Below are 15,884 nucleotides of genomic sequence, written 5' to 3' on the forward strand. Positions count from 1 at the left end.
CAGCTTTGTGTTTAGGAGGAAAACAGGTTTATGAAACAGTCACGCGGCCAATGGGCGAGCAGTCTGGGGTTTATTCTGGCTGCTTCCGGAAGTGCAGTGGGCTTGGGGAATATTTGGAAGTTTCCGGGAAAAGTGGCGGCCTACGGCGGCGGCGCATTTATTTTGTGTTATGTGCTGATTGTTGCACTGGTCGGGTTTCCGGTGATGCTGGCGGAGATCAGCATTGGACGAAACACGCAGAAAAATGTGGTGGGCGCATTTCGTCGCCTGAACCGCCGCTGGACCTTTCTGGGTGGAATCGGCGTGATTACGCTGTTTGTGATTTTGTCCTATTATTGTGTGGTCGGCGGCTGGGTGCTGAAATACATTCAGGTATACCTCACGGGTGCGGATTTCGGCACGGGTGCGACCCCGTATCAGGATTATTTTGTGAATTTCATCTCAAAACCGGTGGAGCCGCTGCTCTGGGGTGCGGTGTTTCTCGCGCTTTGTGTCTATGTGGTGGTACGCGGTGTGTCCAAGGGAATTGAAAAGGTGAGCAAGTTTTTAATGCCCTGTCTGTTTTTGATTCTTTTGGCCATTGTCGTACGCAGCATTACCCTGCCCGGTGCGGGTGAGGGCCTGCGCTATCTGTTTACCGTCCGGCCGGGAACCGTGAACGGAAACACGCTGGTAGGTGCGCTGGGACAGGCCTTTTTCTCTCTTTCGGTCGGTATGGGAATCATGGTGACCTATGGCTCCTATGTGTCAAAAACGGAGAATCTTGCCAAGAGCGCTGCGTTCATTTGCGGCATTGATACCATGGTCGCCATTCTGGCGGGAATTGCCATTGTGCCGGTGGTGTTTGTGACCCTGGGGGCAGATGGCCTGGGCCAGGGCGGCGGTTTTGCGTTTATGGCTTTGCCGGAAGTGTTTGCGCAGATGCCGGGCGGGATCGTATTTGGCTGCCTGTTTTTCATGCTGCTTTTTTTGGCAGCTTTGACCAGTGCCATCAGCGTATTGGAAAGCTGCGTAGCATTTTTGACGGAAGAGTTTCACCTTGGACGTTTGAAGGCCATTGTGCTGCTGGTGATTCCCATGGCGTTTTTGAGCGCGGGTTATTCCCTGAGCCAGTCGGCAGAGCGCAATTTGAACCTGCCGTGGTTTGATTTTGCTTCCGGCGTGCAGATGCTGCCCATGAATGCGGTGCTTGAAAAATTCACGGACAATTTGATGATCCCGCTGGGTGCATTGGGATTCTGCCTGTTTGTAGGCTGGGTTTGGGGAACGAAAAATGCGCTGAGTGAGATCGAAGCGGATGGAAGCCGGTTCCGTTTCAAACGCTCCTGGTCCTTTTTGATTCGATTCCTGGCGCCTGCTGTGATTGTACTGATTTTGTATTTTACGCTGGGCAAGGGGCAGGGCCTTTCCTGAAATAAAAAAAGAGGGGCAAGCGCCCCTCTTTTTTTATTGGTCGGTACGCAGATGGTCTGCGACTGCAGGGATTTTTGCCTGAAGTTTTCGGGCGGCACGGACGCACAAAAACCAGATGAAGCACAGGCAAAACCAGTAAAAGCAATAGCGCAGACAAATTTGCCCCAAAAGATTGGCCGGTTCGGTGCTGTAGTCCCACACCCGCCAGCCAAACGAAAGGTTGACCACCAGACCGGTGGCAAATTCGGCTGCAGTGATCAGGCACATGCCGGCGGTGGCCTGTACAAAAATACTTCGGCTGCCCCAGTGTTTGGCAAGGCAGGAAAGCCCCAGCAGGCATAACCCGCCGAGAATGGTCATGGTCCAATGGGTGTATCCTCGTGCAAGAATTTCGAGAAGACTGTACCCGAGTGCACCGGTGGAAAAAATAGCCGCCTGTTTTTTCATTCGCAATCACCTGCGTTTAGGGTGCGCTGCGCCGGTGAAAAATATACATGGCGTTTGTACCTTAAATGGACAAAGCGGACAAAATGTGATATAGTTTAAAAAGTAAGTCATTCCACATAGGCAGGTCAATTCATGGACAAGATTAAAACCAGCGCATGTATCGTGGCATACGGCGGATACGAAGAGGTGGTCAAAGCGGCTTCCTCTGTTTTGTCGTATACAAAAGACACGGAGCTCTCTTTGTATGTGGTGGACAATGCTTCGCCGGACGGAACGGGGGCGCGTTTGGAGGCTGCGGATTTCGGCGGCCCGGTGGATGTGATCTGCCGCAAGACCAACGATGGATTCGGCACAGGCCATAACACGGTTTTGAAACAGCTGACCAGCAAGTATCACGCAGTGGTCAATCCGGATATCACCCTGGATACGGATGCCATCAGCGCGCTTTGTTTCTGGATGGAAGAGCATCCGGATGTGGTCATGACCACGCCGCGGCTTCGCTTCCCGGATGGACGCGATCAGTATACGGCAAAGCGGACTCCCAGTCTGCTGGCCCTGATGGCCCGGCAGCTTCCGCTGCCTTTTCTGAAATCGGTTGAGCGGCATTATCTGATGCTGGATGAGGACCTGACACGTCCGCAGCTCATCGATTTTTGCACCGGCAGCTTTTTTGTGATCCGCACAGAGGTCTTTCAGAAAATGGGCGGATTTGACGAAAGTTATTTTATGTATGTGGAGGACGCCGACATCACCCGCAAGGCACAGCAGTACGGAAAGGTGATGTATGTGCCGATCACGTATGTTTATCATGCGTGGCACCGCGACGCCAACAAGAAATGGAAGAATTTCTGGATGCAGATCCGCTCCATGTTTCATTATTGGCGCAAGTGGGGCTTTCGGCTTTTTTGATTTTGTAAGGTGTGGGCGGTACTTAGCCCGTTAAAATCAATTTGAAAAGGAGAAATGAAGATGAAAGGGATTATTCTCGCCGGTGGCGCTGGCACCCGGCTGTATCCGCTCACCATGGTTACGTCCAAGCAGCTTCTGCCTGTGTATGACAAACCCATGATCTATTATCCGCTGTCCACGCTGATGCTGGCAGGCATTCAGGATATCCTGATTATTTCTACGCCGCAGGACACGCCCCGGTTTGAAGCACTGCTGGGCGACGGAAGCCAGTTTGGCGTGCACCTCAGTTACAAGGTGCAGCCTTCTCCGGATGGCCTGGCACAGGCATTTTTGCTGGGTGAGGAGTTTATCGGAGACGATTGCTGCGCAATGGTTCTGGGCGACAATATTTTTTACGGGAACGGTTTTTCCCGCATTTTGCGCAATGCGGTCAAGAATGCAGAGGAGAACAGCCGCGCTACGGTATTTGGTTACTATGTGACCGACCCGGAACGGTTTGGCATTGTGGAGTTTGACGCCAACGGAAAAGTGATCAGCGTAGAGGAAAAACCCAAAGAGCCGAAATCCAATTATGCGATCACCGGCCTTTATTTCTATGACAAGCGCGTGGTGGAGCTTGCCAAGCAGGTCAAACCGTCTGCCCGCGGCGAATTGGAGATCACGACCCTGAATGAGCTGTACCTGAATCAGGGCGATTTGGATGTGCAGCTTTTGGGCCGCGGCTTTGCCTGGCTGGATACAGGTACGATGGACAGTCTGGTGGACGCGGCGGATTTTGTGCGCATGGTGGAAAAGCGCCAGGGCATCAAAATCAGCGCTCCGGAAGAGATTGCTTATAAAAACGGATGGATCACCCGCGAAAAACTGCTGGAGAGTGCAGAGCGTTACGGCAAAAGCCCTTATGGCCAGCATCTGAAACAGGTTGCGGATGGAAAATTGCGTTATTGAGGAGACAGAGATATGAAACTGCTCATCACGGGTGCGGCAGGCCAGTTGGGAACCGAACTGCGCCGACAATTGGCGCAGGGCGGTTGTGCGCTGGGCTCGATTCCTGAAAAACTGAACCGTGCTACGGTGATTGCCACGGATGTGGGCGTAGACGGCATGGAAGCGCTGGATATCACCGACCGGCATGAAGTCATGGCGTTTGTGCGCCATCATCAGCCGGATGTGATCGTATCCTGTGCGGCATTTACCAATGTGGACGGGTGCGAGACAAACCGGGATGCGGCGTTCAAAGTGAACGCGCTGGGCGCCCGGAACCTTGCCATGGCCGCGGAAGAAGTGGGTGCGAAGCTGATCCATGTTTCCACGGACTATGTGTTCAGTGGGGCCGAAAACGGGGGCGTGGCTTTGGATGAAACTGCGCAGCCCGGCCCTATCAGCGCCTATGGTTCCACCAAGCTTTTGGGAGAAGAATACGTAAAAAGCCTTTGCAGCCGTTACTTTATCGTGCGCACTGCCTGGCTGTACGGGTATGCCGGAAAGAACTTTGTGAAGACCATCCGCAATGCGGCGAAAAAATTCGGCGCAGTGGAAGTGGTCAACGATCAACTGGGCAATCCCACCAACGCGGAAGATCTGGCGTATCATCTTCTGAAACTGTGCGTTACCAGAGAATATGGAATTTATCATTGCACGGGAGAAGGCATTTGCTCCTGGTATGATTTTACCTGCGAGATTCTGCGTCTGGCGGGTGTGGATGCCAAGGTCACACCCTGCACCAGTGCCGAGTACAAAGCAAAACATCCCGCTTCCACGAATCGACCGGCGTGGAGCGCGCTGGAAAACCGCATGCTGGCCTGTACTGTGGGCAATGAGATGCGCACCTGGCAGGATGCGTTGAAATGCTTTTTTGAAAACTGGAAACCGGAGGACTGAATGGAATGAAAAAATATTTGATTACCGGCTGTGCCGGCTTTATTGGTTCCAACTTTGTCTATTACATGCTGAATAAGTACGATGACATTTTGTTGGTCAACCTGGACAAACTGACCTATGCAGGCAACCTGGAAAATTTGAAGGGAGTGGAGGGCGACAAACGCCATGTCTTCGTGCAGGGCGATATCTGCGACCGCGAACTGGTTACCGGATTGTTTGAAAAATACGATTTCGATTTTGTGATTAACTTTGCGGCGGAGAGCCACGTGGACCGCTCCATTACCAACCCCGAAATTTTTGTGGAAACCAATGTGCTGGGCACCGTGAACCTGCTGCAATGCGCCAAAAACGCATGGTACCGTGACGGCGCCTGGGCAGAGGGCAAGAAATACCTGCAGGTATCCACCGATGAAGTGTACGGCTCTCTGGGCGAGGACGGCTATTTCATGGAGACCACGCCCCTGTGCCCGCACAGCCCGTATTCTTCCTCCAAGGCCAGCGCTGATATGTTCGTCATGGCGTTCCATGACACCTACGGCATGCCGGTGAACATCACCCGTTGCTCCAACAACTATGGTCCCTATCAGTTCCCGGAAAAACTGATCCCGCTGATGATCAACAATGTCAAGCACCACAAACAGCTGCCCGTGTACGGTGACGGCATGAATGTGCGCGACTGGCTGTATGTGGAGGATCACTGCAAAGCCATCGACATGGTTGCCAACGGCGGCCGTGTGGGCGAAGTTTACAATGTGGGTGGACACAACGAGCGTCCCAATATCTTCATTGTAAAAACCATCATTGAGCAGCTGCACGACAAATTGCAGGATGCCGATATCAACGAGGGCCTGATCAAATACGTTGCGGATCGTCTGGGACATGACCGTCGGTACGGCATCGACCCCACCAAGATCAAAGAGGAACTTGGCTGGTATCCGGAGACTGCTTTTGAGGTCGGCATTGTGAAGACCATTGATTGGTATCTGGCCAACGAAGAGTGGATGAATAATGTTACTTCTGGTAATTATCAGAAGTATTATGACGAAATGTATAAAAACAAATAAGTTTACACATGCAGCAGGAAGTCCGCGGGCTTCCTGCTTTTTTTATCTGTATCTGCAAAAAAAAGCGCGTTTGAAGGAGAAAAAGCGGGAGGGGTTTCACAGTTTTATCAAACAATTATCAGGGCTTTTTCAAACTTCAACCATACAATGAAAATACTTTGGGGCGTTTTGCGTCCCTCATGCAGGGAAAGGAAGCGTTGGCATGATACAGGTAAAAGAGCTTACCAAGCGCTATGGAAATCACATAGCGGTGGATCATTTGAGTTTTACTGTGGAAAAGGGAGAAATCTGCGGTTTGCTGGGCCCCAACGGAGCGGGAAAATCCACCACCATGAATATGATGACCGGATATATTTCTGCTACGGATGGAACGGCCCTGATCGATGGAAGCGATATTTTTGATGAGCCGAGAGCGGCGCGTGCGAAAATTGGATATTTGCCGGAGCAGCCGCCGGTCTATCCGGATATGACGCCCTGGGAATACCTGTTGTTTGTAGCGCAGCTGAAGGGGTTCGCAAAACCGGACCGGCAGGATCTGGCAAAGCAGGCGATGGCGCAGACCGGCGTGACGGAGGTAAGGGACCGTCTGATCAAAAATTTGTCCAAAGGCTATCGGCAGCGGGTGGGGCTGGCCGGAGCGCTGCTGGGCGGACCGGAAGTGTTGATTCTGGACGAACCGACGGTGGGATTGGACCCGAAGCAGATTATTGAGATTCGTGAGTTGATTCGCTCTCTGGCGAAGAAGCACACCATTCTGCTGTCCAGCCATATTCTTTCCGAGGTGGCGGCAGTATGTGACAAGGTGCTGATTTTGAGCCATGGGAAATTGGTGGCCTGTGACACGCCGGAAAATCTGGCCCAGCGCGCAGAAGGCCAGAATGTTTTAATTGTTACGGCATTGGGCGACGAAAAAACCGTGCGCGGTGTTTTGAACAGCGTGGAAGGTGCGCGGGATGTTGCCTTTGAGCCCTGCCTGGATGAAGGCGCTGTCACCGCACGTCTGAGCTACGATACAGGCCGGGATCTTCGCGCGCAGATCAGCAGCGCGCTGGCGGCAGCCGGTTGTGCAGTGCTTCGCATGCAGAACGAGACCCTCAGCCTGGAAGATGTTTTCCTGGAACTGACCGGCGACAGAGTTCTGGAAGATGCGGAGGTCCTGACAGAACTGCCGGAGAGAGAATCCTCGGCGGAAGATGGGGAAATTTCCGCACAGAACAACGAGGAAGAAGAGGAGAAGGATCATGCTGGCGATTTATAAAAAGGATTTGCGCGGTGCCTTCCACGGAATGTCCGGCTGGGTGGTGAGCGCTTTTGTAGTGTTTGTGATCGGGTTGTATTTCATGGCGCTTTGTCTGTCGGGCGGTTATGGAGAATTTGGCTATGTGCTGAACAATTCGATGTTTATGTTCCTGGTCGTTGTTCCGCTGCTGAGCATGCGCAGTATGGTTGAGGAACGCCGCCAAAAAACCGATCAGCTGCTTTTGACCAGCCCGGTTTCCATCTCGGGAATTGTGTGGGGAAAATATCTGGCTCTGCTGACAATTTATGCGATCCCGCTTGTGGTGGCAATGGTGTGCCCGCTGATCATGTCGGCGTTCGGCACGGTTTCGCTGCTGCGCGCTTACGGTTGTCTGCTGGCCTTTTTCCTGCTGGGAGCCGCCACACTGGCCATCGGGCTGTTTATGAGCAGCCTGACGGAAAACCAGATCATTGCGGCACTGTGTACATTTGGCGCATTGATTCTGATTTATCTGATGCCCAGCATTGCTTCGCTGATCTCCAGCACGACGTTTGCAAGCACCCTGGCTTTTTCTCTGTTGGCACTGCTCGTATGCGTGTTGGTCTATTTGATGACGAAAAGTCTGGTGCTCTCCACAGGGCTGTTTTGTCTGGCGGAACTGATTCTGCTGATCCTCACACGTTTCACCGATGTGCAGATGGAAGGTAGCTTCGCCAAGATGCTGAACACGCTGGCATTGTTTGACCGTTTCAGCACGTTTGTGAATGGCGTGTTCGACATCACCGCCATTGTTTATTACATTTCCATTGCGCTGCTTTTTGTATTCCTGACCACGCAGGGAATTGAAAAGCGGCGCTGGAGCTGACGGGAAGGAGAGATGCGCCATGAAAGAAAGACTGAAGAAGACGCTTCAATCCCGGGCGATGAAAAACGGCGCCTATGCCAGCGCTATGTGTGCACTGATGGTGGTGCTGGTAATTGTGCTGAATCTGTTCATAGGGGCATTGCCCGAACGCTACACACAGCTGGACCTGACTGACAGCGGAGTGTACAGCCTGTCGGACGAGACCAAAAAGCTTTGCGAAAGAGTGGATGAAGACATCACCCTGTATTATCTGGCACGAACAGGCGGCGAAGACAGCCGGACTCTGTCGCTTTTGCAGCAGTATGCGGATCTTTCGTCGCACATTAAAGTGGTTCAGAAGGACCCGGTACTATACCCGACGTTTGGAAATCAATATGAGGCCAGCGATGCTTCTCTGGGCAGCGTGATCGTGGACGGAGGAGATCGCTATCGGGTAGTGGATTATACCGATCTGTATCAGCAGACCATCAATTATGAAACGTATCAGTACGAAACAAGTTTTGACGGCGAGGGCCAGATTACCTCGGCGATTGCCTATGTGAGCAGCGAAGATCTGCCGAAGCTTTACATTGTGCAGGGACATGGCGAGAGCGGGATTTCCAGCACGCTCAGTTTCGGCCTGACGCGGCAGAATATGGAAACAGACACGCTGAATCTTTTGACCGTGGACGCGGTTCCGGAAGATGCGGATGTGCTGCTCATTCATGCGCCGACCAAAGACCTTTCAGACGATGAGGCAGCCAAAGTGACCAGCTATCTGGAAAACGGCGGCACACTGATGCTGGTCACCAATTACGGGGAATACAGCGCGGCGGAAATGCCCAATTTGACAGCGATTGCAGCGGCGTACGGATTGTCTGCACAGGAAGGCATTGTCATTGAAGGAGACAGCAGTGCGCACCTGAATCAATATCCCTATTATGTTTTACCCACGGTTTTGAGCCACGACATCACAGAGCCTCTGTTGGAAGAAGGCAGCAACGTACTGGTGCCCCTGGCGCATGGAATTGCCATTGCAGAGACATTGCCGGAAAATGTGACGACGCAGGCGCTTCTGACCAGTTCTTCGCAGGCATACTGCAAAACCGATGCCTATGAAAGCAATTCACTGGAAAAAGAAGATGGCGATCTGGACGGTCCTTTTGATTTGGCTGCGGTGGCGGAAAACAGTGAGACAGGCGCGCGGTTCATTTGGCTGCCCACCAGTTACCTGCTGGACGCAGATACAGACAGCCTGGTGTCCGGCGCCAATTCGGATTTGGTGCTGAACTGTTTCGCATGGCTGGCAGATTCCAAGCAGAGCATCAGCATTCATGCGAAAGATTTGAGCATGAGCACCATTACAGTACCATCCGATGTGGCGAATTTGCTCGGCCTCGGAATTACCATTCTGCTTCCTGCCGTCTTGATTGGCATAGGCGTGGGAGTTTGGCTCAAACGGAGGAAACGCTGAAATGAAAAGAAATAAATGGTTGCCGATGGTGTTGGCAGTAGCGGCTATTGCCGTGCTTGGTGGAGGGTATCTGACGCTGGAACATCTGAATCAAGTAGAGGAAGAGGTGCAGACGGTAGAAGTTGCCACCGTGTCCGGTGAGGTGGATTCCATTGAGTACACCACCGATACAGGAAAAGTTACTTTGGTGAAAAGCGGCGATGTGTGGCAATGGTCCGAAGATGCGGAATTCCCCTTGATGCAGGAATATCCGCAGTCCATGGCCAGTCAGAGCCATCCCATCGATGCGGTGGCTCTGGTCCGAAGTGACGGGGACGGCCTCGCGGATTACGGGCTGGACAGTCCGTCGAAAACCATTGTTTTAAAAAGCGGAGACGAATCCGTTACCTGTTTGATCGGCGATTTGAACAACTATACAGGCGAATACTACATGATGCTGGATGCCAGCAAGGAGATTTATACCGTTTCCTCGTCCTTTTGGGATACCTTCAGCTATGGCCTTTACGACATGATCGAAAAGGAAATGTGGCCAGTGACCAGTGTGAGCAATGTAACGTCAGTAGAACGCGAGAACGCTGACGGGACAGTTCTTTCCGTGACGGCATCGGAAAACGAGGATGGCACGCTGTCCTATCAGGTGAACGGGCAGACCGCTGACCACACCGCGGCGGAGGATTATGTGAGAACCATCACGTATCTTACCGTTTCCGAGTGCGTGAATTATAAAGCGGGAGAAGAAGAGCGTTCTACGTATGGGCTGGACGCACCTGCGGCAGTGCTGCGAATTGGCTATACTGAGGGTGAAGGGGAAGAGGCCGAAGATTTGGAGATCACACTTACCATTGGAGCCTCCAACGGTGAGGACGGATACTATGTCTGCATTGATGATTCCCAAGCGGTGAATATCATGCCCTCTGACCTGATAGAGGAGATTCTGGCGGCTGCCGAAGAGGATTTTGCCCCGAAGGAAGAGGCTGAATCGTCCTCGTCTGAATCACAAAGCACATCTTCTGAGGAATAAAAACGAAAAGAGCCTTGAGAATCTCTCAAGGCTCTTTTTGATTTACCGCTGGTTTCGATAGGCTTCCGGGCCGTCCCGATACAAATCATTTCCCAAAGAATCCAGAACGACGGTCAAAGGCATATCCTCCACAACCAGGCGGCGGATCGCCTCGCTTCCCAGATCTTCGTAGCAGACCAATTCGGCCTCTTTTACACAAGCGGCGGCAAGGGCGCCTGCTCCGCCGATGGCTGCGAAATAGACCGCACCAGTTTCCTGCATTGCCTGAGCAACCGCCTGGTTCCGGGCACCTTTGCCGATCATGCCCCGCAACCCCAGCCGCAGCAGGGTGGGCGCATAGGCGTCCATCCGGCCGCTGGTCGTAGGCCCGCAGGAGCCGATGACCTGCCCGGGACGGGCAGGTGTGGGACCGGCGTAATAAATGACGGCGTCCCGCACATCAATGGGAAGCGGCTCTCCCCGTTCAAGACACTCGCAAAGCCGTTTGTGCGCGGCATCCCGGGCGGTATAGATCACGCCGGAAAGCAGAACCCGGTCACCGGCCCGGAGCGCGGCGGCTTTTTCCTGCGTGAAGGGCGTTGAAATTCGATGTTCTGTCACAGTACCGCCTCCTTATGCCTCGTCACATGGCAACTGATATTGACGGCCACAGGCATTCCCGCGATATGAGTGGGGAAGGTTTCGATCTGAAGGCCCAAAGCGGTGGTGCGTCCGCCGAAGCCCTGGGGGCCAATGCCCATGGCATTGATTTTCTGCAGCAATTCCTGCTCCATAGAGGCGTAATACGGGTCGGGATGATGGCTGCCCACCGGGCGCAGCAGAGCCTGCTTGGCCAGCAGAGCTGCCCGTTCAAAAGTGCCGCCGATGCCCACCCCCACCACAATGGGAGGACAGGGATTGGGCCCGGCCTGACGAACGGTGTCCAAAACGAACTGCTTTACGCCTTCTTCTCCGTCGGAAGGTTTCAGCATGGCCAGACGGCTCATATTTTCAGAGCCGAATCCTTTGGGCGCAACGGTGATTTTTACGCGATCACCGGGTACCAGGCGCACATGAAGAACCGCCGGCGTATTATCGCCGGTATTGCCGCGGCGAATGGGATCCCTGACGACGCTTTTGCGCAGAAATCCCTCAGTATACCCTTTGGCCACACCGGCGTTGACAGCGGCTTCAAAGTCGCCGTCAATGTGCACATCCTGCCCGATTTCGCAGAATACGCAGGCCATACCAGTGTCCTGACAGATGGGGAGGCCGGTCTCGCGGGCTGCGTCCAGATTTTCGCACAGTGTATTCAGCGTGCTTTGCGCCAGCGCCCAAGGTTCACTCTCCGCAGACTGGCGCAAAGCGTTTTCCAGGTCCGGAGAAAGCGTCTGGTTTGCTTCCATACACAGCCGGGCGACGGTATCCCGAATCAGAGTGGCGGCGATGGTTCTCACAGCCGTGCCACCCCCGTTTCACGGGCGGCGCGGGCTACGGCCTGTGCCACTGCATCGGCAACACGGGGATCAAATGCGCCGGGGATGATGTACTCTTCGCTGCGCTCGTCATCACGGACCAGGTCTGCGATGGCATGAGCGGCGGCCACCTTCATGGCAGTGTTGATATCCCGGGAGCGGACTTGCAGCGCGCCTTTGAATACGCCGGGGAACGCCAGCACATTGTTGATCTGATTGGGATAGTCACTGCGGCCGGTTCCCATGACGCGCACGCCTGCGGCTTTCGCCTCTTCGGGCGTGATCTCCGGAACGGGGTTGGCCATGGCGAATACAATGGGATCTTTGGCCATGGTGCGCACCATCTCCGGTTTCAGTGCGCCGCCCACCGAAACGCCGATGAACACATCGGCACCGACAATGGCATCTGCCAGTGTGCCGCGCATCCCACCCAAATTGGTGATGTCACACAGCATGGCCTTGTGGTCTGCGATGCCCACGCCGCGCTCTTTGTACAGAATGCCGTTTTCGTCACAGGCAATCACATCTTTGACGCCGGCCGCCAGCAGCATTTTGATGATGGCGGTGCCCGCTGCACCCGGGCCGTTCAGAACGACCCGAATCGAACCGATGTCCTTGTTTACCACACGCAGAGCGTTCAGCAAAGCGGCCGTCACCACAATGGCGGTACCGTGCTGGTCATCGTGGAACACCGGAATGTCCAGCTCCCGTTCCAGTGTTTCCTCAATGGTGAAGCAGGCGGGCGAGGCGATATCTTCCAGGTTGATGCCGCCGAATACCGGTGCGATCATGCGAACGGCTTCCACCACTTTTTCGGGGTCCTGGGTGTCCAGGCAGATGGGGAAAGCATCTACGCCGCCAAACTCCTTGAACAAAATGGCTTTCCCTTCCATCACCGGCTGAGACGCAGCCGCGCCGATGTTGCCCAGTCCCAACACGGCCGTTCCGTTGGATACTACGGCAACCAGATTCCCTTTGGAGGTGTAGGTGTATGCGTCGGCCGGATTCTGCGCAATGGCGCGGCAGGGCTGTGCCACACCGGGCGTATAGGCCGTGGAGAGATCGTCCCGTGTTTTGACGGGTACTTTGCTCACCACTTCGATTTTTCCGTGATGCTGTGCATGCATTTCCAGTGCTTTCTCATAATAATCCATGGTTGTATTACCGCCCCTTTTGCAAGTTTCTGCTACCAGTATACCAAGGGGCAGCGGCGGAGAAAAGGCCGATTGCGTTTTTTCTCTCATAAATTTTACAAAATCGCTATCTTTTCGGGTGGAGAATATGATATGATAACAAAAGCGTTCCTAAATGAAAATGCAGGGGAACGCGATCAGGAGGCAATAAATGAAAAAGTTGTTAAGTTTGTCAATCGTTCTGGCGCTGTGCGCGAGCCTGATGGCCGGGTGCAGCGGCGCGGCTTCTTCTTCGTCATCGTCCAGCGCTTCATCTACCGCTTCTTCGGACAGCACGTCGTCTGATCTTCCCGAAGTGGACTTCAGCGCCGGGCTCACAGCAGATGGCTTGCTGGAAGGCGTGACAGCGCTGGATTATGTAACGCTGCCGGAAGACTATGACCACATTTCTCTTCCCGCAGATGTGACCACCGCCACGGACGAGGATATCCAGGCCAGCATTGATTCTCTCCTGGCTGGATTTGCCAGCTACGAGCAGCTGACGGACGTAGAGGTCAAAGAGGGCGATACAGTCAACATTGATTATGTCGGCAGCGTGGACGGTGTGGAGTTTGACGGCGGAAGCACCCAGGGCAACGGCACCAATGTGGTGGCTGGCTCTACCAATTACATCGATGATTTCCTCACGCAGATCATTGGCCACAAACCCGGCGAGACCTTTGATGTGAACGTCACATTCCCCGATCCCTATGAGAACAATCCGGATCTGGCGGGCAAGGATGCTGTGTTCAAAACGACCATCAATTATGTGCAGGGTGAAGAGATCATGCCGGAAGTAACGGATGATTTCGTAAATGAGAATCTCTCTTCCACCTATGGCTGGACCACTGTGGAGGAGATGCGCGCCGGCATCGCGGAAAATCTGGTGGAAAGCCAGCGCGGAAGCTATATCTCTGACTATATTTTTGAAAATTCTCAGGTCAGTGAAGTGCCCGAGAGTGTTGTGACCTTTGTGGAAAACACCTTGTCCAATAACTACATCAGCATGGCAAATCAGTATGGCATGAAACTGGAAGACTTCCTGTCCTATATGGGAGCCGATAGCCTGGAGACGATGCTGGAGCAGAATCATGACGCGATTGTGCAGCAGGCTGAGCAGATGATGATCCTGCAGGCTGTGTCGGAAAAAGCTGCCATTGAAGTGACCAAAGAGGACGTGATGTCTGTGGCCGGCCTGACAGAAGAGACCTACAACCAGGTTTTGGAAGTTTATGGAGAGCCGTACATGTATATGTCCACCCGCACTTCGCTGGCTTCCAGCTATCTGCTGGACAATGCTGTGGAGGCATAAGCGAACCGAATGTTCCGGGTGCGCGTGTAGCGCACCCGGCTTTTTTCTGCCTAAAAAAGGCGAAAACATGTGAATTATTACAAAGAAGAGGTATTTGCTTTGTGAAAACTGCTGCTTTGTACAATGAAATTAAAAAAATTGCAGGAGCCCCTTGACAAATTGGGTGAAAAATAGTTTAATGCTATTAAACCGATGAGGCGGAGATAAAACCGGAAGCGCACGCAAAGAGAGCCCTGTTGCTGGAAAAGGGCCGAGAGCGGGCCGGGTAAATGGACCGCTGAGGGCGGGGTGAAACGGCAATGCCTTAGTAGCCTTCGACGCGTGCTCGCGTTACAGGGCAGAGAATGTGTTGGCATTCTCGCGGAGAGGTCGCTGAATCAGCGGCAAGTAAGGTGGTACCGCAGGCTTTGTTTTTCAAACGCTTGTCCTTGCATCAGGCAGGGATAGGCGTTTTTTTAATGCGATTTCAGAGAGGAGATGGGTGCAGACCATGAAAAAACAAACTACGAGGCGATGGCGATGGCAGCTGAACATCATGTCCGCCCATTTGCTGAAACAATCATTTTGAAAGAGGAGTTTTGCTTTATGAAATCGATGAAAAAGTATTTTGCCATCGCACTGTCCGCCCTGATCTCTCTGAGCATGCTGGCCGGTTGTTCCGGCAGCACCGGATCTTCTTCCGCCGCGCAGAGCACGGCCGGAACATCGGCGGAAGGCACTGCCGAGTATAAAGTAGGTCTGATTCAGCTGATGGAGCATCCCTCACTGGATGAAATCCGCACCGCCATTGAAGCGGAACTGGATGCCAAAGCAGCCGAAGAGGGCTTCACTTACACATATGATTATCAGAACGCACAGGGCGATACGGCGACCATCGCTAATATCTGCCAGAAATTTGTGGCGGATGACGTGGATGTGATCGTGGCGATCGCTACGCAGGCAGCACAGGGTGCGGCCACTGCCGTGGAAGGTACGGACATTCCTGTAATTTTCAGCGCCGTCACCGATCCGGTGGCCGCGGGCCTTGTGGAGAACACGGAAGCGCCGGCGGGCAATATCACCGGCACGTCCGACGCCATTCCCGTTTCCAAGATCTTTGACCTGGCTGCGGAGCTGACCCCCGATGTGCAGAGCTTCGGCCTCATCTACAACACCAGCGAGATCAACAGCGTTTCCGTCATTGAGGAGACCAAAGCATATCTGGATGAAAAAGGTATCTCTTATGTAGAGAACGCCGTCACAGCCACTGGCGAAGTGCAGACAGCGGCACAGAATCTGCTGAATCAGTGCGACGCCGTGTTTGCGCCCATTGACAACACGGTGGCATCCGCAATGCCGATTCTGGCCGAAGAGGCCATCAATGCCAAAAAACCGGTGTATGTGGCTGCAGACAGCATGGTGGCCGACGGCGGCCTTGCAACCGTGGGCGTCAACTACACCAACCTGGGGACCCAGACCGGCGACATGGTGGCCAAAGTGCTGACGGGCACCAGCGTGTCGGAGATTCCGGTGGAAGTCCTGAAAGACAATGCCGTAGTAGTGAACGAGGAAACGGCCGAGGCCATCGGTGTGGATGTTTCCGCTTACGTACAATAATTTCAAGTGCTTGCGCCGCCCTTGGCAGGGCGGCGCGCATCTGCATCAAAGGAGTTT

15 protein-coding genes are annotated in these 15,884 nt (G+C 53.6%); 11 read left to right on the forward strand and 4 right to left on the reverse strand.

What is annotated here, in order from left to right; translation table 11 throughout:
* The first annotated feature begins 30 nt into the window (after positions 1-30).
* Entirely contained in the window at positions 31-1,413 is a 1,383-nt protein-coding gene (locus ACKTS9_RS15835; protein WP_349214425.1) for a sodium-dependent transporter, read from the forward strand.
* Positions 1,414-1,446: 33 nt separating this feature from the next.
* Here the strand turns inward: ACKTS9_RS15835 and ACKTS9_RS15840 are convergent, their stop codons facing one another.
* The gene (locus ACKTS9_RS15840) at positions 1,447-1,860 is read right to left on the reverse strand and encodes a putative ABC transporter permease (RefSeq protein ID WP_349214424.1); all 414 of its coding nucleotides are present in this window, start codon (positions 1,858-1,860) and stop codon (positions 1,447-1,449) included.
* Between the two features lie 132 nt (positions 1,861-1,992).
* Between ACKTS9_RS15840 and ACKTS9_RS15845 the strand changes: the two genes are divergently transcribed.
* From ACKTS9_RS15845 to ACKTS9_RS15880, 8 genes are all read left to right on the forward strand, one after another.
* Positions 1,993-2,769, forward strand: a complete 777-nt coding sequence (locus ACKTS9_RS15845) for a glycosyltransferase family 2 protein (protein ID WP_349214422.1) — start codon at positions 1,993-1,995, stop codon at positions 2,767-2,769.
* A gap of 60 nt (positions 2,770-2,829) precedes the next feature.
* The gene (rfbA, locus tag ACKTS9_RS15850) at positions 2,830-3,717 is read left to right on the forward strand and encodes a glucose-1-phosphate thymidylyltransferase RfbA (protein ID WP_349214421.1); all 888 of its coding nucleotides are present in this window, start codon (positions 2,830-2,832) and stop codon (positions 3,715-3,717) included.
* A 12-nt stretch (positions 3,718-3,729) separates the two neighbouring features.
* A complete protein-coding gene (rfbD, locus tag ACKTS9_RS15855) occupies positions 3,730-4,650 on the forward strand; it encodes a dTDP-4-dehydrorhamnose reductase (RefSeq protein ID WP_349214420.1) in 921 nt (306 codons plus the stop codon).
* A 5-nt stretch (positions 4,651-4,655) separates the two neighbouring features.
* Entirely contained in the window at positions 4,656-5,714 is a 1,059-nt protein-coding gene (gene rfbB, locus ACKTS9_RS15860) for a dTDP-glucose 4,6-dehydratase (protein ID WP_349214419.1), read from the forward strand.
* A 202-nt stretch (positions 5,715-5,916) separates the two neighbouring features.
* Positions 5,917-6,972, forward strand: a complete 1,056-nt coding sequence (locus tag ACKTS9_RS15865) for an ABC transporter ATP-binding protein (RefSeq protein ID WP_349214418.1) — start codon at positions 5,917-5,919, stop codon at positions 6,970-6,972.
* Positions 6,956-7,819 (forward strand): ABC transporter permease, encoded by an 864-nt coding sequence (locus ACKTS9_RS15870; protein ID WP_349214417.1) that lies wholly within the window; start codon positions 6,956-6,958, stop codon positions 7,817-7,819. Before ACKTS9_RS15865 ends, ACKTS9_RS15870 begins: the two co-directional genes overlap by 17 nt.
* A 19-nt stretch (positions 7,820-7,838) precedes the next feature.
* Positions 7,839-9,272: a GldG family protein gene (locus tag ACKTS9_RS15875; protein WP_349214415.1), complete on the forward strand. Its 1,434-nt coding sequence runs from the start codon at positions 7,839-7,841 to the stop codon at positions 9,270-9,272.
* A gap of 1 nt (position 9,273) precedes the next feature.
* Positions 9,274-10,293: a DUF4340 domain-containing protein gene (locus ACKTS9_RS15880; protein ID WP_349214414.1), complete on the forward strand. Its 1,020-nt coding sequence runs from the start codon at positions 9,274-9,276 to the stop codon at positions 10,291-10,293.
* A gap of 42 nt (positions 10,294-10,335) precedes the next feature.
* Here the strand turns inward: ACKTS9_RS15880 and ACKTS9_RS15885 are convergent, their stop codons facing one another.
* Genes ACKTS9_RS15885 through ACKTS9_RS15895 form a run of 3 tightly spaced genes read right to left on the reverse strand, consistent with a single transcriptional unit; the run spans position 10,336 to position 12,901 of the window.
* On the reverse strand, positions 10,336-10,893 hold the full coding sequence (locus tag ACKTS9_RS15885; RefSeq protein ID WP_349214412.1) for a Fe-S-containing hydro-lyase: 558 nt from the start codon (positions 10,891-10,893) through the stop codon (positions 10,336-10,338).
* Positions 10,890-11,729, reverse strand: coding sequence for a fumarate hydratase (locus tag ACKTS9_RS15890; RefSeq protein ID WP_349214411.1), 840 nt, complete (start codon positions 11,727-11,729; stop codon positions 10,890-10,892). Before ACKTS9_RS15890 ends, ACKTS9_RS15885 begins: the two co-directional genes overlap by 4 nt.
* A complete protein-coding gene (locus ACKTS9_RS15895; protein ID WP_349214409.1) occupies positions 11,726-12,901 on the reverse strand; it encodes an NADP-dependent malic enzyme in 1,176 nt (391 codons plus the stop codon). Before ACKTS9_RS15895 ends, ACKTS9_RS15890 begins: the two co-directional genes overlap by 4 nt.
* A gap of 190 nt (positions 12,902-13,091) precedes the next feature.
* Between ACKTS9_RS15895 and ACKTS9_RS15900 the strand changes: the two genes are divergently transcribed.
* Positions 13,092-14,231 (forward strand): FKBP-type peptidyl-prolyl cis-trans isomerase, encoded by a 1,140-nt coding sequence (locus ACKTS9_RS15900; protein WP_349214408.1) that lies wholly within the window; start codon positions 13,092-13,094, stop codon positions 14,229-14,231.
* 585 nt (positions 14,232-14,816) lie between these two features.
* The gene (locus ACKTS9_RS15905) at positions 14,817-15,827 is read left to right on the forward strand and encodes an ABC transporter substrate-binding protein (protein WP_407881796.1); all 1,011 of its coding nucleotides are present in this window, start codon (positions 14,817-14,819) and stop codon (positions 15,825-15,827) included.
* The last annotated feature ends 57 nt before the right edge of the window (positions 15,828-15,884 follow it).

The organism is Owariibacterium komagatae (genome assembly GCF_045865535.1).
Taxonomy (GTDB): domain Bacteria; phylum Bacillota; class Clostridia; order Oscillospirales; family Ruminococcaceae; genus Ruthenibacterium; species Ruthenibacterium komagatae.